Source organism: Enterococcus sp. DIV0187 (genome assembly GCF_051713785.1).
GTDB lineage: Bacteria > Bacillota > Bacilli > Lactobacillales > Enterococcaceae > Enterococcus_A > Enterococcus_A avium.
Map to the genome: position 1 here is coordinate 1,950,026 of NZ_JBIOQO010000001.1, position 21,056 is coordinate 1,971,081.

Below are 21,056 nucleotides of genomic sequence, written 5' to 3' on the forward strand. Positions count from 1 at the left end.
TCTGATCCAAATCTACCATAAAATGAACCTTATTCATTGTAGCAAATAACCCTTGTAGTTACTAGGAAAAAATCATTTGCTCCATCAAAAACAATTCAAAGCAATTATTTTGCTTCCTGCACACGGAAAAATTTTAGCTTTGGCAATTGGTTCAAGGTAAATTCCAACGATGGTCCCATTAATAAAAGAACAATCAATGTCCCTAAGCCAATATGTCCGCCTAAAAGGAACCCAGTCAAAAAGAAAATAGCGTCTAGTACAATTCGAGCAACCTTGACTGAACTCTTTAGCATTCGCTTCAATAAAATCATCAAGGATTCATAAGCCGCCGACCCTGAATCCGCTAACAAATAAATACCAGTGCCGAAACCAAATACGATTGAACCAATGATGATTACCAAGTAGCTCGTTCCATCCGGAATTGTATGCAAAATCCCTGTCCAATCCAATAAATTCAAGCAAAAACCTATCCCGAAGCTATTGATAATACTTCCTATTCCGATCATCTTTCGGTCATAGAAAAAAACCATGACTAAAATTATCCCATTGAAAAGCATGCTAACCGTTCCGAATTTCAATGGCACATGCTGTAAAATGCCTAAGACTAAAGTACTGATCGCATCTGCTCCTAATCCACTAACAACGATCAAACGGATACCGACTGCTGCAATAAATGTTCCTATTACAGCAAAAAATAACTGTTTGGTGATATTTGGTTTGATAAGCTTCGCCCTCACTTTCTATTCTTGTAACAAGTAAACTGTTTTACTAACCTTAATAATAGCTTCATATAGGCGATTGCGGCCTAACTCTTACTAAGTAAATCCTTTGACAAAACCGTGTAAAATAAATTTATCTTCGTACGCATATCATCACGCTAAACCTATTTAATCAAGATATCTTATACTAAGTAACGTCTGCATTAACACTAATAAACTGCAAAAAGCGTGACTGACAAAAAAGGCACCAAACAAGTTTTTGTTTGGTGCCTAAAATTGTTTTATTAGTTCCATTCTTTTCTTAGTCGTGCTTTGTAGGAATTAAATCTATCTACTAAAGGAACGGCGGCTTCTCTAATGGCGCAGTATTTATCGACCATCGTTACGATGTAGCTTTCCTTATATTTTGGAGGAGTGATTGTTGCTCCCCACATATGCTTAATAATAATATCACGTTCAAGGTCAGACAATTCGGTGATTTTTTCTGCATTCTTCACGGCGATGCGTGGATGCATGTAGGCATGTGAACCTTCATCAAATTTTGTTGTCCGCCAATCATAGTAAAACAAATCATGTAATAAACCGGCACGAGCAGTCGCTCTTGCATCGCCATTGAATTGTTTTGCTAATTTGTAGCTATTGTAAGAAACACTAATAGAGTGCTCCAATCGTGTTGAATTCATATGTTGGGTGTAATCTGCTAGTCTTTGTACTTCATCGGTAGCTAGTAAATCCTCAATATAAGAAACGTATTCTTCGTCGTCACGCCAATTTTCTGTCATGGATAAAAAAGCCCCTTTTCTTCTCTTCGTTCTGTCGCTCATTATATCACGGCTCACGAACATTGAATAGGCTTCCATGAGTTTGTGAAAAAAGTTTAAGGGTTCCTTAATAACAGTTACGAAAATGTGAAGACTTATTTAAGTAAATGGAACATTAGGACTCCTGCGGCGATCGCAACATTCAAAGACTCTGCCTGCCCTTTGATTGGAATGTAAAGATTTTGATCGGTCAACGCTAATAATTCTGCCGACATCCCTTGACCTTCATTTCCCATCACAAGAGCAAAATCAGACATTTTCTCAACGTTTAAATAATCCGTCGCTTCTTTGTCTAATGCTGTTCCTAATACTAAACTTCCAGCTTGCTGAAACTGTGGAATTACTTCTGTTAAATCGCCAACTCCGACAGACAAATGATAAAGGCTGCCTTGTGTGCTGCGAAGCGTTTTAGGATTATATAGATCAGCACTGCCTTTACCTAAAATGACACCAGTAAAGCCAGCCGCATCCGCAGTCCGAATCATGGTACCAACATTCCCTGGGTCCTGAACATTGTCCAATAATAACCACGCACCAGCATAATCTTCTTTCTCTTCTTGCGGCATCTCAGCAACTGCAATTATCCCTTGCGGAGTTGGTTGACTTGCTAATGTTTTTAAGACCTCATCAGAAACCAAATAGTAATCCGTGAGCTTTTCTTCGATCCATTCAGACCACTCCTTTAACCCACGTTGGCTGATAAACACTTCCTTCAGGATGACATCGGCTGCCTTTGCTTCTTGGATTAAGTGAAAGCCTTCTAATAGGTAGCTTTGTGTTTGCTGACGATATTTCTTTTGCTGCAATTTTTTTGTTTCTTTGATTAATGTATTTTTACTTGATAGGATTTCTTTCAACATGTTCCCCTCACTCATTTATCGTTTCGTTTGTCATTATAGCACGCGAATTCTTGTAACAACCAGCAAAACTCGCTATCATAGAGAATAAGAAATAAATTAATAGGAGGCTTTCTTATGAAGAAGTATATAAATGTGACTGGACGCGTGCAAGGTGTCGGCTTTCGTTATACAACCTATCAACTGGCAATTGAGATTGGACTGACTGGTACAGTGAAAAATGAAGATGACGGCAGTGTCACCATTGAAGCAGTTGGAACAAAAGAGCAATTGGATCAATTCTTGGAAAAGCTCAAAGTACCGCAAAATCCTTTTGCCAAAGTTTCCCATATTGAACAATACGAAGATACTACCATTAAGGACTACACGCAGTTTAATGTGGTGTATTAAAAAAAGGACAAGGTTCCCTGACTTTTTTCGAATTTGATTGAAAAGGCCTGTGTTATCTAGTATAGTATTTCCTGTATAAATTTTTATTAGCAGAGGAAGAATTAAATGAATAAATTTAAAAATTGGCTTTTAGGCTCCGGCCTATTGGGCGTTCTTTTACTATTATCGGGCTGTGTCCGTCAAAATAGTGACGGGACTCCAGATACATCTGGTCTTGTCTATCGAATGCTTGTTGTCCCATTGGAGAATTTCCTTAATTGGATGGTAACCAGCTTCGATTGGTCATACGGACTGGCAATCATCGTTTTGACGATTATTGTTCGCCTAATCATTATGCCATTAGGGATTAACCAATCAAAGAAATCTCTGATCCAATCTGAAAAAATGCAATCGATCAAACCTCAGATCGATGCGGCTCAAGCAAAGGTAAAACAAGCAACAACACAAGAAGAACAAATGGAAGCACAGCGGGAAATGCAAGCTGTTTACAAAGAGAATAATGTCAGCATGATGGGCGGTATGGGCTGTCTGCCTTTACTGATCCAAATGCCGATCTTCTCAGCACTCTATTACACGGCTCGCTTCTCAGAAGGTATCCAGCACTCGACGTTCATCGGAATCGATTTGGCAAAACCAAGCTATCTCCTCGTTGTTTTCGTAGGGGTCGCTTACTTGTTGCAAGGCTACATTTCACTAATCGGTGTGCCTGAGGAACAGAAGAAGACAATGCGTAGTATGATGATTGCTTCACCATTGATGATTGTCTTCATGTCCTTCACATCACCTGCCGGAGTGGCTCTTTATTGGGTAGTTGGTGGTGTCTTTAGTTGTATTCAAACCTTTATCACCAATGTCTTGATGCGTCCTCGTATCAAAGCACAAATTCAAGAAGAATTGAAGAAAAACCCACCAAAACAAGTAGTAACAAAGCCCATCAAAAAGGCTGAACCAATTAAACCAAAACAAGTTAGTCAACCTAAGAATAAAAACAATAAGAACGGCAATGGACGAAATGCCGGCAAACAACAACGTAAATAACATATACAGATAAAACCATCGCTTGAGGCGATGGTTTTTCTTCGTTTCATTTCATGTTCATAAGGATAATCCAGTCGGAAAGCTAACCAATATCTTTAAGCAAGCTGATTTAAATAAGATGCAACATCCAAAATTTAGAAAGGCTTGATCCACATGATGATTTATTACGCTGTATTCAATTTGGCAGATGCTGGTATTAACGTCATATTTCCAGACTTAAATAACGCCACTACATTCAGTCAAGACATGCATGAAGCTCTCCATACGGCAAAAGATTTACTTGCCAGTTGACTCATTGATACTGAGGATGATAAGACGATTTTCCTACTCCCTCTGCTCACTATAGCATTTCATTAGCATCTGATGATCTGTTGATCCTGATTAAAATGGATCTAGCATTTCACCACAAGAAATTTGAGAATAAATTACTTAAGAAGACACTAATAATTTCAATGATTTGAGCAATAAAGCTGATATTAACTTTTCTGCTACATTAACTGAAGCACTTAAAGAAAAACTACAAGTCTAGGGTTCGCTAGATTTCTTATTTTGAAAAAAAGGGATCTTCCCCAAAAATCTAAAAGTCTTTTGGGGAAGATCCTATTCGCAAATAAACAGCAGCTCACACGTAATATCGGCGAAAAATAAGCCGATAATTCATAAAAATTTGAGAATTACTGAGTAAATCTATTTATCATCAGTTCCTATGTCACTGGGTTTCTTGGTAAATTTCGGAATGTCCTTCTTATTTCTTGACGCTGAACACTTATGAGTCGATTTCCATTAATAGCAACTTAATTGAGAAAATCAAGGCATCCTTTATCTCAAAATATCGATCAAATCTTTCTTGGCTGCTTCTGAGGCCGGCATTACAGAGAATATTAACCCGATACCACTTGAAACACCGACTGCTAAAGCAACGGTAAACAGATCAACAGACACTGAAATATCCATTACATTACCAATCGCATAAGCAACGATCATTCCCAATAGATAGCCAATAATCCCCCCAACTAAAGTCAACGTCATTCCTTCTAATAAGAATTGTAGTCGGATCGCGCCGCGCGTGGCGCCCAAAGCTCGGCGAATCCCGATTTCTTTTGTTCGCTCTGACACAGAGATGTACATCATATTCATGACACCGACTCCCGCGATGAACAGTGAAATTCCTGCAACAGCACTAATGAAGAGTGTAATGCTGCTTAACACCTCACTGATACCATCTGTCATCATCGCCATATTAGAAACATGGTATTCGCCTTGCTGTCGCATCGCACCAGCTGATTCTAGCTTCTTAATGGCACGATCAGCAACTTTATTCAGCTGACTCCCGTCGGCTAAGGTCAGAACCACCGCACTCGTATCCTGCTCATTTCCAAAAAAGTGGATGTAAGTTTGACGCGGCAATAAAATTTTGGTAGTTCCTTCTGAAAACATCGTTTCTTCAGCACCTGCTGGAAAAACACCGACAATCGTAAAAACTTGATTATCCAATTCGAAACCACGGCCAACTGCGCTACGGGCTGATCCGAAAATTTCTTTGGCTAAGCTGGCGTCAATCGTCACAACTTTATTCTGGGTTTGATTATCGTAAGCACTGATGGCACGACCATAGCTGACAGAATCACCGCTATTCGAGACAACGCCGATCCGATAGTTCTTTGTTTTATCCTTTATCTTAACTTCCTTGTAGATATAGGTTAAATCATTTTTTGGATAGTCAGCAGATTCTACGCCCTCGACATCTCTCAAGATGCTCAAATCAGAAGCTTGAATCATATCGACATTTGAGTAGTACAACGCGTCATTACCCGGGATAAAATTAATATCAACCTTCAATTGATCCGATTCATCGTCAGTTAGACTGGCGATCGTGTCTCGTTCAAAGCCGCGACCGATAGATAAGATAGCAATCACTGCTGCAATCCCGATCACGATCCCGAACATCGTCAGTGCGCTACGTTTCTTATTCTTAAAGATCGAACCAAGAGAAGAACGCCAATTTACATAAAATTTCATTCTTCGATCACCGCCTTGTCTTCAGTGATTGCACCATCTCTGATTTTAACTAAGCGTGTACAATATGGTACTACCTCTGGATCGTGGGTAACCAGAAAGATTGTCGCATGATCGCGACGATTCAGTTCTTTAAAAAGCTCCATTATTTCATTTGAAGTATGAGTATCCAACGCGCCGGTCGGTTCATCTGCAATAATGAACTTTGGCTGATTAATCAGTGCCCGAGCAATCGCCACCCGTTGCTGTTGACCACCTGAAAGTTGGCGCGGGCGCTTTTCAGCCTTATCCGCAATTCCGACCTTCTCTAAAACCGACATCACTTTTTCCTTAGTCTGATGAAAACCATGACCATTATAAAGCAATGGCAGCTCCACATTTTCATAAACAGTATAGTTCTCGATCAAACTAAAATTTTGGAAAACAAAACCAACCATTTGATTGCGGGTTTTAGATAAGCGATCATCGGTCGTAGCGACTAGATTCTCTTCTTCGAATAAATACTGACCCTCAAATTTCGTATCAATAAAGCCCAGCAAATTGATCAAGGTTGATTTCCCTGAGCCAGAGGGTCCCATGATCGCGATCATTTCACCGGCATCCGCTTTTAGATTGATGTCCTTTAAAACGTGCAGCGACTCCTCATCGTTGCGATAATACTTGTTGATATTTTTTAGTTCGATCATTTAATCCACCGCCAATTCCTGACCGTCACGTAATGATTTGTCAGGATTTGAAATGATACGATCGCCATCTTTTAGACCATCCTTCAAAATGAAGTAATCGCCCTTATCCTCTGCTTGAATCGTAACCTCATGAACTTTTCCGTTGCGGTAAGCAAAAACATATTTGGTATCACCTGTTTTCTTCACTGCTTTTTTAGGCAGACGAATCTCATTCAGCGGAAGAACCACTTGAACATTGTAGCCATACTGTAGTTCTTCAGTTGGCTTTACGATGAAGCTATAGTTAGAGACTGAGCTAGTTGAACTGCCACCAGCTGTTCCAGCCTGACTAGTCGCTTCTGCTTGATCCGGTAGCTTATTTACATGTGTAATAGTTCCGGCGATCTCTTGATTTGTTGTGATTGGTTTTATGGTCACTGACGCGTCTTGATGGACCTGCGGATAATCATATTCAGAAGCCTTTGCTTCGATCGTGACCTCATTACTAACCACCTTCACAACTGGAACAGAAGGATCATTCTTGCCCTTTTCATTGATGTAGGCTGTTCCCTTTGTCGCACTAGCAACGGTGGAGCTAACTTTCCCTTGCATTTTCGTTACGCTTTGTGATGCTGAATTCAGCTCAACATTGGCACTTTCTAGTGCTTGTCTCGCTTGAACAACGGCATCAGCCGCAGCATCAACACTGCTTTCGTATTGTGTTATTTCTTGCTTGTATTGCTCTTTTTTGGCGGCTCCTTCTTCACTATTTTCATTGGTGTTATTATAGTTTGCCGTTGCGTCGTTTAATTTCTGCTGCTCTTTTGCTTGCTTGTCCTGTGCGATTGCCAGACTTTCTTGCGCATTTGAAACAGCGAGATAGAGCTTGTCTAGATTCGTGCTCTGCTCGTCCGCTTGTTCCTGATATTCAGTATTCGTATAGCTCAGCAACGTAGCGCCTTGCTCTACCTCCTGTCCATCCTGAACATTGATCTCAGAAATCTTGCCTAGCGTTTGGTCAAAGTAATAATCCTGTGTATGCGTTGCTTCCACAATCCCATTGAAGGTCAAGGGATCAGATTTTTTCAGTGTAACTGCTTTGTATTTGTTATCTTTAACAGTTGAATTTTTTGTTTGAGAGTAAACAAATGCGCCAATAAATAGCACTAGCGCAAGCACTCCGGCTAGAATACTCCAACGGATCTTTTGCTTTTTCGTCAATTTTTTCTTTCTCATTCTGCTACTCCTCTGGTTCTGCTTTAAATAGATGAACAATGACTAAGATTGCCGGTATTAGGAAAACAATCTGGAAGACTATCCCAATAACAGTCGTCATAAAAGAGAAATCCATCCCTTCCATTTGTATTTTTGGCTGCATCATGAAACCAATCGCTGAACTTAAAAGACTCCAACCAATTTTAATATAGTATGGAAATTTTGCTGGGATAATCTCATCTGCTAACTTCTTATTCGCGATGAAATAGAAAACCAACAAAACGATCGAAATTACTAAAGACAACACTGAGATTCCTTTTATTAGCGGATTATTTGCATAATCGAACATCTCCTGAGCCATTGAGCCCATCATTTCGTAATCACTCAGCTTCGGATTTAACGATTTGGGTAACCCAACCACCGATGATACCACCGAAATCAACCCTAAAATAATCAATACCATGTTCCATGTTTTTGCTTTCTTCAAATGCTTTTCCATCTAATCACTCCAACTTAACAATTTTTAACTATTTGTGTAAATGTTGCGACAACCCTAAGCGAACATTACAAAAAGTTATTTTCATTATACTATTAATTTCACCCGATTTTGAAGAATGATCTTAAAAATAGATTATTTTGTCTTGAACGCGTGAAAAGAAAAAATATTGCCGATAGTGATGGTATCTATTTTGTTAATGAAGCATCAGAGGCATAAGAATAAAAATTAGAATAATAATAATTGGAATCAAGATGTTTTTCACTTTTATTAATCCAAAATGATGGCGTCTAACCATATAACTAATGCCAAGTATTGAACAGTCAAAAAAGAAACTATCAAAATGCAAAGGAGTATTACCGATCAAAGCCAAAGAGCTTCCAGAAAAAATAAAAGGTGCCCAATCGTAAGGAGTTATAAATGATAGAATCAATTGTCCAAAATTCACAACTAAAATAATTACCATGCTCATTGCTAACGTCTCGATAATAGCTTTCATTTCTAACTCATCATACTGTTTAAATCTAACTAAAACTCTAAATAATGTAAAAATACCAATAAATGAATAAACACTTACCACACAAAAGATAACAGCCATAGTCATTCTAATCATTATCAAATCTCCTCTATATAATTTTTTAAAGTCCTTCTTCCACAAAATGTCTATTTCTACAAAAAGTGGGATAATAACAATTTATGCTTTCATTAATAAATCAATAAGATTTGGTAAAAAAGTGCACAGCATTGACACAGCGATCACTGGTAAGAATTTCTTTCTAAAAAAGAAATTCTTGGATATTATTCCATACTGAACTTCTTTAAGTTTATAAACGAATCCTATTACCGCTGAATAAAAGAGAATACTGTGAATATCCAAAGTCATATTACCGATTATTGCAATAAAATATTGATTCCCTGGTAAAAGAAATTGTCGCAAATCTTTTGGCAATAACTCAGGCAACTTCCAATGAATAATAATTAACAATAAAATAGTTCCGATACTAACCAACGATGCTTCAGCAACCATTTTCTTATTCTGTTCATTAGTTATACGTCCAGTTACAATATTTTTCACTGAAAAACAAAATGGAATAAAGGAGATAAAACCAAAAAATAATAGTGGAAATCCAATGAGATTTATGATGGCTACTGTAAAAAGTTTCATTTTTCTTCCTCCTTCAACTGAAAAATTTCTTCTACTGGCATTTCAAAATACTGAGCAATCTTTAGTGTTAATTCCAAACTGGGATTGTACTTCATCGTTTCAATCGCAGTCATTGTTTGACGGGAAACATTTAACTCCTCAGCCATTTTCTTTTGAGGAATTTTTTTTGATTCACGGATTGCTCTGATTTTATTATGAACGTTCATTTTTATCCTCTCGATCTTTTTGTAAAGATATCTTTACATAGAGAATACTCCTTTCTCACAAATAAATAAGTAAAGATATCTTTACAAAAAAAGAACCATCCCTTTTGTGAATGGTTCAATAATCAATATAAAATTATTTTTATATAGAAAGAAAATAACTTCTACAGATACTCAGCGATCCTCTCCTTAATCGCTGAATAATCATACTGCATAAGCTCCAGCTCAGGGATCACCACAAGGTTGTGATATCTGTCTTTGTCTAGATAGATATCCATGGCTCGACTGCAAACAGTAGCATCACCTTTAGGTATTTCATCTTCCGAAATATCATCGCTGATAAACTCAACTTCCCACTCTGGTGCTAAAGCTTCTCGAACTTCTTTTTGATATTTATAAGGTCTGACTAACATGCCAAATGTAGTCGCAAATCCTCTGGTACCTTAATTCGCATTTGTCGACCAGATCCAAACCACCTTTTTACTCATTTCCTATTCCCCCAATCGAATAATTATTTATCCAATAAATTCCCCAAAATTTCTTTTTCTGCAAATAGTGCTGTGGCTCCACCTGTATGCAGAAAAATCACGTTGCTACCTTGCGGAATCTTGCCTTTTTCAATATAATCCAACATGCCCGCAAAGGCCTTGCCAGAGTAAACAGGGTCTAGAAACAGTCCCTCTTCTCTTGCTAATAGTCGAATCGCATCATTTCCTGCCTCACTTGGCATTTCATAGCCAGGAAGAAAATACTGATTGTCATGCTCAAAGTCTTCAGCTGTTAAGCAAGCCTTTGCTCCTAGCCACACTAAGCTTTCGTTTCCTAATTTCGCTGAACTGTCTAAATAACTGGAATCATGACCGATCACATCAAAAGAGAAAATCCGTATGGGATGATTCAATAATTTCTTTCCGGCGACTAATCCTGCCATCGTTCCCCCTGATCCAGTTGCATGAACCAAGTAATCAAATTCTACTCCCGTATCTGCGGCTTGCTCTGCAAGTTCTACAAATCCATCGATAAAACCGACTGAACCGATCGAACTAGCGCCGCCCATGGGAATCTCGTAACAGTTATGCCCTTCTTTTGCTAATTTATCCATATGCTCTCGTGCTAGTTTGACAGAACGAGCACTCATTTCCGCCTCTGTCTCACCGGGATTTTTCAAAATGACATGTACCTCTGCTCCCAAAATTCGATCCAGCAATAAATTACTGCGAAGATCCTGCTCATCAGGTTCAACATAAGCAACTAAATATAGAATTGGCTTCAACCCTTCTTTACGACAGGCTTCGACTGTTTGCATCGCATGATTGGATTGAGTTGCTCCGAAGGTAAAAACATATTCTGCGCCTTGTTCTTTAACATCTCCGATCAGATACTCGAGCTTTCTGATCTTGTTGCCGCCAAATAGACTCTGGCCGGAAAAATCTTCTCGCTTGATAAACAAATTGACTCCTAGCTTTTTAGACAAATTAGTTAACCGATAAAAGGGTGTCGGATAAAAGCCCAATTCTGCTTTGGATTTTTGCTCTAACAGTCGTTTTACACTCGCAGCTTCCATGTTGTTCCTCCTCGCCTAGTTATGTTTTACTACCTATAGTATATAGTACAAATTCTTTCACATGCACTAGAAAAATGAACAAAAAAAAAGAGTCGATACCCAACTGGATATCAACTCTAGATATAACCCGTACGGGATTTGAACCCGTGCCTCCGCGCTGAGAACGCGGCGTCTTGACCCCTTGACTAACGGGTTATTTCATATCAACAAAAAGAATTATACTGCTAAACTCTTTTTTTAGAAAGCAATACCCCTTTTATTTCTGAAATTTTTAAATATGTGTTTATTTAATCAATCATGTTGTTTATATAGTTATTACGTGTATAATAGGGTGTGTATTCAAGTCATTGAATTTTTGAAGCATCTTCTCAATGACAATTAAAAGAAAAAACCAATTCATTTTTTCTCACAGAAGAACGAATGCATTACTAGGAGGACCTATGAATCTATCACAAAGGCAAGAGAAAATTATTGAGATCGTCAAACGCGATCAACCGCTAAGTGGCGAAAAAATCGCCGATCACTTAGGAATCTCGCATGCTACTTTACGTACAGATCTCTCCTTCTTAACGATGGCAGGAATTTTGGAAGCAAGCCCAAAAGTTGGTTACACCTACACAGGTGTGGGCATCGAACAATTTCTGTTCGACAAAATCTTTTCTGTCAAAGTTGAAGAGATCATGCTGTCACCTCTGCTAACGCCACAAGACACTTCGGATTCATGATGCGATCACTAATATGTTTATGTATGACGTTGGCTCGATTTATGTGACCGACAAAGAACAGCATCTTGTCGGGTTATTGTCGCGCAAAGATTTATTGCGTGCATCATTGAACAGCAATCTGCAAAATACACCAGTGGCGGTCGTTATGACACGTGCACCGCATCTGCAAACATGCACGAAGGATTACACGATCTTAGAAGCTGGCGCAGTCTTACTTGATTATCAAGTTGATTCACTGCCTGTAGTCAGTGAAGACGATCCGAAAAAAGTGATCGGAAAAATTACGAAATCACGTATTTTTAATTATATCATGCAGCAAGCAAAACAAACTGAAACCAATCGATAGGAGCGAAAACAATGAAAACAAGTGTACCATTATACATGATCTCTGATTCAGTCGGCGAGACTTCGCTGAAAATAGTTAATGCCGCAGCAGCTCAGTTCCCTACAGTCAATTTTGATTTGTCTTATCGTTTTCCGTTTACAAAAGATGAAGAAGAATTGAAAAGTATTTTAGGCGATGCCTTGAAAGACAGTGCCGTTGTGGTAACAACCTTAGTCAGCGAAAATTTGACTAAAATTGTCGAAGATTTCGGTGAACGGACAGGTCTGCAATACATTAATTTGATGAGCCAATTCATGGATATCGTTCATCAAAAAACCGGTGTGGCTCCGTTGCAAAAAGCCGGCGTTGTTCACAAACTGAATCAAGAGTATTTCGACCGTGTCGCAGCAATCGAATTCGCGGTGAAATATGATGATGGAAAAGATGCGAAGGGCTTTTTGGAGGCTGATCTTGTTTTGCTGGGTATTTCACGGACCTCGAAGACTCCGTTAAGCATGTATTTAGCGAATAATCGTTTGAAGGTGGCGAACCTTCCTTTAATACCGGAAGTTCCTCTACCTGAACAAATCAAACACGTTCCGAAAGAGAAAATTGTTGGTTTGATGATCGAACCAGAAGTTCAGAAGAAAATCCGTATGAGCCGTTTGAACTCCTTAGGCTTAGCTGAAAATTCACGCTATTCAGATATCAATCGGATCAAAGAAGAAGTAGATTACGCCTTGAGTGTATATGATGAACTGGGTGCCTTTACTCTGGATGTTACTAACAAATCGATTGAAGAATCAGCGACATTGATTTGTGAGCATTTGGATAATCGCTTATAAAAGGGGAGCACGTTATGCTATCAACCCGTGAAAAATATTATCAAATGTTGGAAAAAGAATTTAGTACCAAGGAGGCAATCATGACTGAACTCATCAACTTAGAAGCCATCATGCATTTGCCCAAAGGAACCGAACTTTACATCAGTGATATTCATGGGGAGTTTACCGCCTTTGATCATATCCTGCGCACTGGTGCCGGCAACATCAAGGAGAAAATCAGCCTGCTCTTTGGAGATCGTCTGACGGAGCACGAAAAAGATAAGCTAACAATTTTAGTGGCCTATCCACGTGAAGCATTAGATGATAAAGAGTTTTATGCGTATCGAGATCGCTCTTGGTATCGAAAAAAAATCCGTCAGCTATTAGAACTGCTGGCCTTTTGTTCGACCAAGTATACACGCTCAAAAGTAAGAAAGGCACTTCCTAAGCGTTATGCCTATATCATTGAAGAATTGATGTATACCGATACAAATTACTCTGACAAGGCAGCCTACTTCGATCAGATTCTTGCCCACCTTTTAGATTTAGAACAAGGTCGGACATTTATTATCGCCCTATGTCAGAGCATCCAACGTCTAGTAGTCGATCATCTCCATGTCGTTGGTGATATCTATGATCGAGGACCAGAGGCGGATAAGATCATGGATAAGCTGTGTCAGCATCCTTCTGTCGATATTCAGTGGGGAAATCATGATATTCTCTGGATGGGGGCTTACGCGGGCTCTCGCGCTTGTTTAATGACTTTATTGCGAATTGCTGCGCGTTATAATTATCTATATGAAATCGAACAGGCATATGCGCTGAATCTGCGGCCGCTATTCATGTATGCAGAGGAGCATTACGAAAAGAATCCGATTTTCACACCGAAGGAAAAAAACAGCAGTGAAAGTTATTCGATTGAAAGCTTAGACAGCTTAGAGAAAGTCCATCAAGCCTTGTCGATCCTGCAATTTAAATTGGAAGGCCAATTGATCAAACGTCATCCTGAATTTCAAATGGATGATCGGTTGTTGTTTGAAAAGATTGATTTCGATAAAAATACAGTTCATTTAGCTGGAAAGGACTATCCGCTGCAAGGCAGCTGCTTCCAAACCTTGCAAGAGGATGTTCATGCTTTGACTAAGCAGGAAGATTATGTGGTGGATATGCTGCTGGCTTCCTTCCAGCAATCGACCAAAATGCAAGAGCACATGCAGCTGCTCTTGAATAAGGGCTCAATGTATCTTGTATACAATCAACATCTGCTCTTTCATGGTTGTCTGCCGCTAAAAGCCGACGGCAGCTTCCTACCATTGACTGTCGATGGAAAAGATTATGCCGGCAAAGACCTTTTAAATTTCTTTGAAGAGCAAATTCGTACTGGATGTCAAAGTCAGCAAACGGATAGTCCAGCTGCTGATTGGATCTGGAATTGCTGGACCGGCAAGATTTCGCCCCAGTTTGGCAAGAGCGCCATGACGACGTTCGAGCGTTATTTCATCGCCGACAAAAAAACTCATAAGGAAATCAAAAACCCTTACTATAAATTTCGCGATACTCATGAGACTTGTCAAATGATTCTAGAGGAATTTGCTCTATATTCGCCAAATTCACGAATTATCAACGGTCATACACCAGTTAAGGTTCAAGATGGCGAATCACCAATTAAGGGTGAAGGAATGCTCTTTGTAATTGACGGCGGACTTTCTAAAGCGTATCAGAAGACCACGGGAATCGCTGGTTATTCGTTACTGAATAATTCCTACGGCTTCCAGCTGGTTACTCATGATCCATTTGAATCCGTCGAAAGCCTATTAGCCAAGCAGGCTGATGAAACTTCCTTGAAACGGGTGATCGACAGAGATCTGAAACGCATCCTGATCAAAGATACGACAGTCGGCGATAGTTTGGAAGAACAGATCGAAAATCTATCTGGGTTGTTGAATTATCAAGAACATAACGACAACTAGCTTACTGTTAATAAATTATTTTCTAAACTTGCTGAAATAGAAAGATAAAGCGGGTGTCATCAACAATTGATGACACCCACTTTTTTCTGTATAATAGATGCGAGGTGAAAAAATGGTTTCCGCATATATTAATATCTTTTTTATTTTTGTTTTAATGTTTATCGGCTATGTGCTGACATACAAGCAGTGGTTCTCTAATCAAATCGGCGATGCTTTTTCAAAACTGGTCTTACAGATTGCATTGCCCTGTAATATGTTTTTGACAATCACGAAAAATTTTTCCCGATCAGAATTTCTGCATCTTGTCAGTGGGATGATCATTCCACTAATTTCTATGCTGCTAACATTTGTTGTGAGCTTTGCCTATTGTCGCATCTTTCGGATTACTCCTGCTCGTAAAGGAATTTTTTCTACAATGTTCACTTGCTCTAATACGATTTTTATTGGATTGCCGATTAATTTGGCAATCTTCGGTGAACAAGCAGTTCCTTATGTCCTGCTCTATTACATCGTCAATACAACGATCTTTTGGACCTTGGGTATTTACTTTATTGCCCGCGACAATCCTCAAATTGAACAGGCCACAGTCAATTTCCATCTAATACCAATTTTGAAAAAGATTTTCTCTCCAGCACTGTTAGGTTTTTTGCTTGGGTTGTGTGCAGTCTTGGTTAACATTACTGTTCCAGATTCCATTGCAACCTTTTTAAGCTATCTAGCTAATTTAACGACACCCTTATCAATGTTTGTCATCGGGATCATCGTCTATAATGTGGGAATCAAAAATCTGACTTTAAATAAAGACATTATTGGTGTCATCGTTGGTCGATATGTTATCTCTCCGTTAATTGTATGGTTATTAGGACAATGGATCAGTGTACCGCCTTTGATGCTCTCTGTCTTTATCATTCAAGCAGCGATGCCGGTTCAAAACTCTGTCCCCATTCTGGCACGTTCCTATGGTGCCGATCAGAAGTTCGCGGCTTCTTCATTGGGTTATTCAGTGCTATTATATCTCGCGTATATTCCATTATTATTAAAATTGATACTATAAAAGCCTTCGAGCGCAAACTCGAAGGCTTTCTATTATTTCGTAATAATTTTATCGATACTTGCTAACGCATTTGTCATACGAGTGATGATCGCTAATTGATTCAAGCGATTATCACGTACTTTTTCATCTTCTACCATAATCATGGTTTCATTGAAATACCGTTCAATCACTGGGCGCAAATTCGTCAAGGTTTGATAGTTTTCAGCCATGCTTTGGTTTGCGAATTGATCTTCGGCCTCTTTCACTGCAACGTACAATTCTTCTTCTGTTTCATTTTCAAACAGCTTAGGATCGACCTTGTAGGTAATAACATCTGGTTCCATTTTCTTCGTTAGGTTAATTACACGTGTCAAAGCTTCCATCGCTTCTTTAAAGTGCTCATCGGTCAAATGCTCATCAAAGATTTGAGCTGTCTTGAAAACTTGGACTAAATCATCCTGGTGTGAATCCAATACCGCATCGATAATATCATGCCGGACATTGTAGATTTGCAGCCGTTGACGGATACGTCCCTTAAAGAACTCAATGAATTCTTTTTGATCGCGGTTGAAATGGATTCCATAATCCAAAACATCCTCGTTGACAGCGTCGACGATCGCCCCTTGCATATCGGTGAACGGGAAGGTCCAGCCTTGTGCTTCGACAATCCGGACAATTCCGTATGTTTGACGACGCAATGCGTAAGGATCATTTGAGCCGCTTGGAATCATTCCTACAGCGAAGAAGCCTAGTACGCTGTCAATCTTGTCAGCGATCGCTAAAACTGCACCAATCGCTGTTTTTGGCAAATCACCTTCTGAAGAAATCGGCATGTAATGCTCACGAATCGCGGTGGCAACGGCAGGTTTTTCCCCTTTCAGCAAGGCGTATTTTTCACCCATGATTCCTTGTAATTCTGGGAATTCATTCACCATGTTCGTCACTAAATCGAATTTATAGATTTCTGACGCCCGCTTCAAATCAGTTAATTCTTCCTCGCTCAAGCCGACTCGCTTTCCAATGACTTGACTGATTAAACCGACACGCTGCATTTTTTTATACATGCTACCGATTTTTTCGTGGAAAGTTACGTTCTTCAATTTTTCAACGCAGTCTTCAATCGATAATTTCTTATCCTCTTCAAAGAAAAATTCACCGTCTTCCAAACGTGCAGCCAAGACTTTTTGATTTCCTTTGATGACGTTATCTAGTTTCACACTGTTTCCGTTACGAACAGAAATGAAGTGCGGCAATAGCATTCCCGCTTGGTTGCGAATTTCAAAGTAACGTTGGTGTTCCTTCATGGAGGTAACCAGCACTTCTTCAGGAACCGATAGGAAACGCTCTTCGAAATCGCCAACAAATGCGGTTGGATATTCCACTAAGTTCGTTACTTCTTCTAATAAATCAGGATCAAGATTGATCACCCATTTATTCTTCTCAGCGATTTCTTCAATTTGGTTTACGATCATCTGTTGACGCTTGTGAGCATCTGCAATCACAAATTGTTCTTCTAATTTTGCTTCGTATTCGCTTGGATTGGCTAATGCAACTTGATCACCTAAGAAACGATGACCTTCTGTTATGCGACCTGTTTGAACATCCAGTAATTCAAATGGAATTACTTCTTCATCCAACAATGCGATGATCCAATGAATCGGACGAACGTATTCAAACATCGTATCGCCCCAATGCATCATGGTTGGGAAATTCATGCTCTTCACAACATCTAATAAGCCAGTCAAAACTTCTTTACTTTCTTTTCCGTGAATATATTTTGTCACATAGACATATTCCACACCATTGACTTCACGGAAAGTGATTGCATCAGTTGTTAGACCTTGCCCGCGGACAAACCCTTCTGCTGCTTTGCTCCAATTTCCTTCCGCATCTAACGCGATTTTCTTTGCTGGACCTTTGACTTCTTCTTGCACGTCTTCTTGACGATCAGGAATATTGGTTACTCGGATCGCCAAACGACGAGGAGTTGAAAAGGTTTCAATGGATTCGAAGGTCAAGCTGTTCTCTGCTAAAAACTTCGAAACTTTTTCTTCTAGTTGTTTGATACTTGGCCAAACCACGTGGGCTGGCATTTCTTCTAAACCAATTTCTAATAGTAGATTTTTCGCCATCTTATTTGCCCTCCTGATTCAATAATGGGAAGCCTAGTTTTTCCCGTTCAGCCACGAATATCTTCGCAACAGAGCGAGCCATGTTACGGATACGAGCCAAGTAGCCCGCACGTTCAGTGACTGAAACAGCCCCGCGTGCATCCAACAGGTTAAAGGTATGGCTGCATTTCAAAATGTAATCATAAGCTGGGTGCACTAGATTTTCATCAATACAGCGTTTCGCTTCTTTTTCAAATTTTTCAAAATTCTCTAAAAGCATATCTTGATTACTTTCTTCAAATGAATATTTTGAATGCTCATATTCTGGTTGCTTAAAGATTTCGCCGTATTTAACGCCGTCGCTCCATTCCAAATCATACACACTGTCGACTTCTTGAATATAAGAAGCCAAACGTTCCAAACCATAAGTCAATTCAGAAGTCACTGGGTTGACCTGCAAACCGCCAACTTGTTGGAAATACGTGAACTGAGTAATTTCCATTCCATCAAGCCAGACTTCCCAACCAACACCAGCACAACCCATTGAAGGATTTTCCCAGTTGTCTTCTACAAAACGGATATCGTGCTCTAACGGGTCAATTCCCAATAAACGTAAGCTGTCTAAATACAACTCTTGGATATTTTTGGGAGAAGGCTTCATTACTACTTGGAATTGGTGATGCTGATATAAACGATTGGGATTTTCGCCGTAACGTCCATCAGCTGGACGACGTGAAGGCTCTACATATGCCGCACGCCATGGTTCAGGTCCGATCGCCCGTAAGAAGGTGTAGGGACTCATCGTTCCCGCTCCCTTTTCTGTATCGTAGGCCTGCATCAGCATACAGCCATTGTCTGACCAAAACTTTTGTAACGATAAAATCATTTCTTGCACTGTTAATTTGCTCATTCTGTTTCCTCCTGGTTTATTATTGAAGTTTATTTATCTTTTGACTTGCAGGGTGGCTAGCTCATTTGAAGGAAATTCATTTTTCCAAAAACAGGAAAAATGAGCTTATTTTCGTACGCATACCATTGCACTAATAACCTTGATCACAAATTTGTTCAAAACCATTGTTTTCTTCTTTCACCATATAAACTGCGAAAAGTGCAACTGGCAACTCGCAAAAAAGTCCCTATGCCGAAATAATCGACATAGGGACGTATCAACGCGGTTCCACCCTACTTCCAAGCAGTTGCTTGGCAGCTTTCACTAAATGTGCTCACAAACGCCAACAAAATTTGTTTCCCTTTCAGGCTTCCACTATCCCTGACTCGCTGTGTTTTCCACAAATTTTTAAATTTGATCCTCGCACCTATTCAACTTGGTTCTATAATAGCGACACCAGACCCCTTTTGTCAAATCTTTCTGTGTACATTGGTTAGCAAATTCAGTTCCAATCGAAAATGAATTCCTTAAAATGGCTAGTCAAAAGGAATCGCTTGAAAAATCCCATCCTTTAATTGCATCGTTTCTGTGAAACCGATCGTTTTTAATAATTCAACCGTTTCAGGAAAATGACACGTCAAGGTCGATGTTTCATGACTATCGCTGGTGATAATAATCGGACAGTCTCTTTTCTTTAAAAGCTTCAGCAGGAAAGGATTGGGATAAGGCGTCGTACGCCAATTCCGAGAAATTGCCCCCGTATTGATCTCCACCATTCCATCATAGGTTTGAATAATGTCGATCACATCATTCAGAGCCTTCGAAGCAATCGCCTGATACTCCACACTGTCTTCATCCAGCCAAGGCTGCTTTTCATTAAATTTCGTAATCAAATCAAAATGACCCACGATTTCCGAATGATTCTGATCAATATGTCTTACCACCGTATCATAATAGTCACGCACCATCTGCATCTGATCACCTCGATACCACTCATTTAAGGTTTTCATCAAACTTTCCGGACTTTCATCCACGCTGCGAAAAATCCCTTGACGTGGTGGAAAATAATGTACGGAGCCAACAGTATAATCATAGCCATCAATTGGATCGGCACTGTAATAATCCCATTCCAAGCCTAAACTGATATTTAGCTTTCCCGCTAATGTTTTCTTGAGCTTGCGTAAAGCAGTTTGATACGTCACTTCATTCTGTACCCCAAGACAGCTAGGATCAAACAGGGCCGGTGAGTGACAAGTAAATCCCAGATCCGTAAAACCTAATTCAATTGCGGCTTGTGCCATATCTTCTAAACTATCTTTGCCATCGCACCACGTACTGTGAGTGTGCGCATTTGAATAGAACATCGCTGAACCTCCTAAATTTCGGATTCTACTGCATCCGTTCCTGTTTGACTTTTTTATCAACAACGTGGCGATTTTCCAGCTCTTGGCGTACTTGTGCCAAATCGATTCCCATCTCCACCATTAATACAAGAACATGATACACCAAATCAGAGATTTCAAAAACAGTTTCATTATAATCTTCCTTCATGGCGCCGATCACGACTTCCGTTGATTCTTCTCCAACTTTTTTCAGAATCTTCTCGATACCTTTTTCAAACAGGTAACTCGTATAACTGCCTTCCTGTGGTATCTCTTTACGTCCTTTAATCAATTCGTACAACGTATATATCGTTGCCTGCGTATCTTCACCGTATAATACTTCATTGAAGCAGCTTTCTGCACCAGTGTGACAAGCCGGACCATCTTTTTTGACCTTCGCAACCAGCGCATCCTGATCGCAATCCAGCTTCAATGAAACCAAATGCTGATAATTGCCGCTGGTCTCGCCTTTACGCCATAATTCTTTACGACTGCGAGAATAAAAGGTCATAAGCTGATCCTTTAATGTTAATTCATAGCTTTCTTGATTCATATACGCCAAAGTCAATACCTCATTGGTTTCAGCATCTTGCACGATTACAGGGATTAACCCTTTTTCGTCAAATTTTAGTTCAGTCATCATATGCC

Annotated in this window: 21 protein-coding genes, 1 tRNA gene and 1 pseudogene; 6 read left to right on the forward strand and 17 right to left on the reverse strand. The window is 39.6% G+C overall.

The window, feature by feature from the left end:
* Positions 1-104: 104 nt before the first annotated feature.
* The 3 genes from IGI52_RS09530 to IGI52_RS09540 all read right to left on the reverse strand — a co-directional run bounded on the left by IGI52_RS09530 (position 105) and on the right by IGI52_RS09540 (position 2,397).
* The gene (locus IGI52_RS09530; protein ID WP_311863644.1) at positions 105-737 is read right to left on the reverse strand and encodes a YczE/YyaS/YitT family protein; all 633 of its coding nucleotides are present in this window, start codon (positions 735-737) and stop codon (positions 105-107) included.
* Positions 738-1,003: 266 nt separating this feature from the next.
* Positions 1,004-1,501 carry an HD domain-containing protein gene (locus IGI52_RS09535; RefSeq protein WP_034876793.1) on the reverse strand — a complete coding sequence of 166 codons (498 nt, stop codon included), beginning with the start codon at positions 1,499-1,501 and terminating at the stop codon, positions 1,004-1,006.
* A 134-nt stretch (positions 1,502-1,635) separates the two neighbouring features.
* Entirely contained in the window at positions 1,636-2,397 is a 762-nt protein-coding gene (locus tag IGI52_RS09540) for a TrmH family RNA methyltransferase (protein ID WP_438782244.1), read from the reverse strand.
* 117 nt (positions 2,398-2,514) lie between these two features.
* Here IGI52_RS09540 and IGI52_RS09545 point away from each other — a divergent pair, with 117 nt between their 5' ends.
* Together IGI52_RS09545 and yidC are read left to right on the forward strand one after the other, a co-directional pair.
* Positions 2,515-2,787: an acylphosphatase gene (locus tag IGI52_RS09545; protein WP_438781168.1), complete on the forward strand. Its 273-nt coding sequence runs from the start codon at positions 2,515-2,517 to the stop codon at positions 2,785-2,787.
* A 105-nt stretch (positions 2,788-2,892) separates the two neighbouring features.
* On the forward strand, positions 2,893-3,825 hold the full coding sequence (gene yidC / locus IGI52_RS09550; RefSeq protein ID WP_048721625.1) for a membrane protein insertase YidC: 933 nt from the start codon (positions 2,893-2,895) through the stop codon (positions 3,823-3,825).
* An 819-nt stretch (positions 3,826-4,644) separates the two neighbouring features.
* Here yidC and IGI52_RS09555 read toward each other — a convergent pair.
* The 10 genes from IGI52_RS09555 to IGI52_RS09600 form a co-directional block, all read right to left on the reverse strand.
* Entirely contained in the window at positions 4,645-5,844 is a 1,200-nt protein-coding gene (locus IGI52_RS09555; protein WP_016181348.1) for an ABC transporter permease, read from the reverse strand.
* Positions 5,841-6,527, reverse strand: coding sequence for an ABC transporter ATP-binding protein (locus IGI52_RS09560; protein WP_016181347.1), 687 nt, complete (start codon positions 6,525-6,527; stop codon positions 5,841-5,843). The genes IGI52_RS09555 and IGI52_RS09560 overlap by 4 nt, the downstream gene beginning before the upstream one ends.
* Positions 6,528-7,742: an efflux RND transporter periplasmic adaptor subunit gene (locus tag IGI52_RS09565; RefSeq protein ID WP_127979545.1), complete on the reverse strand. Its 1,215-nt coding sequence runs from the start codon at positions 7,740-7,742 to the stop codon at positions 6,528-6,530. It abuts the gene before it with no gap.
* A 4-nt stretch (positions 7,743-7,746) separates the two neighbouring features.
* Entirely contained in the window at positions 7,747-8,220 is a 474-nt protein-coding gene (locus IGI52_RS09570; RefSeq protein ID WP_016181345.1) for a hypothetical protein, read from the reverse strand.
* A gap of 193 nt (positions 8,221-8,413) precedes the next feature.
* Positions 8,414-8,830 carry a hypothetical protein gene (locus tag IGI52_RS09575; RefSeq protein WP_438781169.1) on the reverse strand — a complete coding sequence of 139 codons (417 nt, stop codon included), beginning with the start codon at positions 8,828-8,830 and terminating at the stop codon, positions 8,414-8,416.
* An 81-nt stretch (positions 8,831-8,911) separates the two neighbouring features.
* Positions 8,912-9,382 (reverse strand): hypothetical protein, encoded by a 471-nt coding sequence (locus IGI52_RS09580; RefSeq protein WP_016181343.1) that lies wholly within the window; start codon positions 9,380-9,382, stop codon positions 8,912-8,914.
* On the reverse strand, positions 9,379-9,588 hold the full coding sequence (locus IGI52_RS09585) for a helix-turn-helix transcriptional regulator (protein ID WP_016181342.1): 210 nt from the start codon (positions 9,586-9,588) through the stop codon (positions 9,379-9,381). The genes IGI52_RS09580 and IGI52_RS09585 overlap by 4 nt, the downstream gene beginning before the upstream one ends.
* A 161-nt stretch (positions 9,589-9,749) precedes the next feature.
* Entirely contained in the window at positions 9,750-9,998 is a 249-nt protein-coding gene (locus IGI52_RS09590; RefSeq protein WP_438781170.1) for a hypothetical protein, read from the reverse strand.
* 98 nt (positions 9,999-10,096) lie between these two features.
* Positions 10,097-11,149 (reverse strand): 1-aminocyclopropane-1-carboxylate deaminase/D-cysteine desulfhydrase, encoded by a 1,053-nt coding sequence (locus tag IGI52_RS09595; RefSeq protein WP_438781171.1) that lies wholly within the window; start codon positions 11,147-11,149, stop codon positions 10,097-10,099.
* A gap of 123 nt (positions 11,150-11,272) precedes the next feature.
* Positions 11,273-11,344, reverse strand: a tRNA-Glu gene (locus tag IGI52_RS09600).
* A 245-nt stretch (positions 11,345-11,589) separates the two neighbouring features.
* On the opposite strand from IGI52_RS09600, the pseudogene IGI52_RS09605 reads away from it, so the two are divergent.
* The 4 genes and pseudogenes from IGI52_RS09605 (at position 11,590) to IGI52_RS09620 (ending at position 16,047) form a co-directional block, all read left to right on the forward strand.
* Positions 11,590-12,220 (forward strand): annotated as a pseudogene (locus IGI52_RS09605) (helix-turn-helix transcriptional regulator).
* Between the two features lie 11 nt (positions 12,221-12,231).
* On the forward strand, positions 12,232-13,044 hold the full coding sequence (locus tag IGI52_RS09610) for a pyruvate, water dikinase regulatory protein (protein ID WP_016181338.1): 813 nt from the start codon (positions 12,232-12,234) through the stop codon (positions 13,042-13,044).
* A 14-nt stretch (positions 13,045-13,058) separates the two neighbouring features.
* On the forward strand, positions 13,059-14,993 hold the full coding sequence (locus IGI52_RS09615) for a fructose-bisphosphatase class III (protein ID WP_049220055.1): 1,935 nt from the start codon (positions 13,059-13,061) through the stop codon (positions 14,991-14,993).
* A 112-nt stretch (positions 14,994-15,105) separates the two neighbouring features.
* A complete protein-coding gene (locus IGI52_RS09620) occupies positions 15,106-16,047 on the forward strand; it encodes an AEC family transporter (RefSeq protein ID WP_016181336.1) in 942 nt (313 codons plus the stop codon).
* A 32-nt stretch (positions 16,048-16,079) separates the two neighbouring features.
* On the opposite strand, the gene glyS is transcribed toward IGI52_RS09620, so the two are convergent.
* From glyS to hisIE, 4 genes are all read right to left on the reverse strand, one after another.
* Entirely contained in the window at positions 16,080-18,158 is a 2,079-nt protein-coding gene (glyS, locus tag IGI52_RS09625) for a glycine--tRNA ligase subunit beta (RefSeq protein WP_438781172.1), read from the reverse strand.
* 1 nt (position 18,159) lies between these two features.
* Positions 18,160-19,047, reverse strand: coding sequence for a glycine--tRNA ligase subunit alpha (gene glyQ / locus IGI52_RS09630; RefSeq protein ID WP_049220060.1), 888 nt, complete (start codon positions 19,045-19,047; stop codon positions 18,160-18,162).
* A gap of 515 nt (positions 19,048-19,562) precedes the next feature.
* Positions 19,563-20,390, reverse strand: coding sequence for a histidinol-phosphatase (locus IGI52_RS09635; RefSeq protein WP_127979551.1), 828 nt, complete (start codon positions 20,388-20,390; stop codon positions 19,563-19,565).
* A gap of 25 nt (positions 20,391-20,415) precedes the next feature.
* Positions 20,416-21,048, reverse strand: a complete 633-nt coding sequence (gene hisIE / locus IGI52_RS09640; protein ID WP_438781173.1) for a bifunctional phosphoribosyl-AMP cyclohydrolase/phosphoribosyl-ATP diphosphatase HisIE — start codon at positions 21,046-21,048, stop codon at positions 20,416-20,418.
* Positions 21,049-21,056 lie beyond the last annotated feature (8 nt).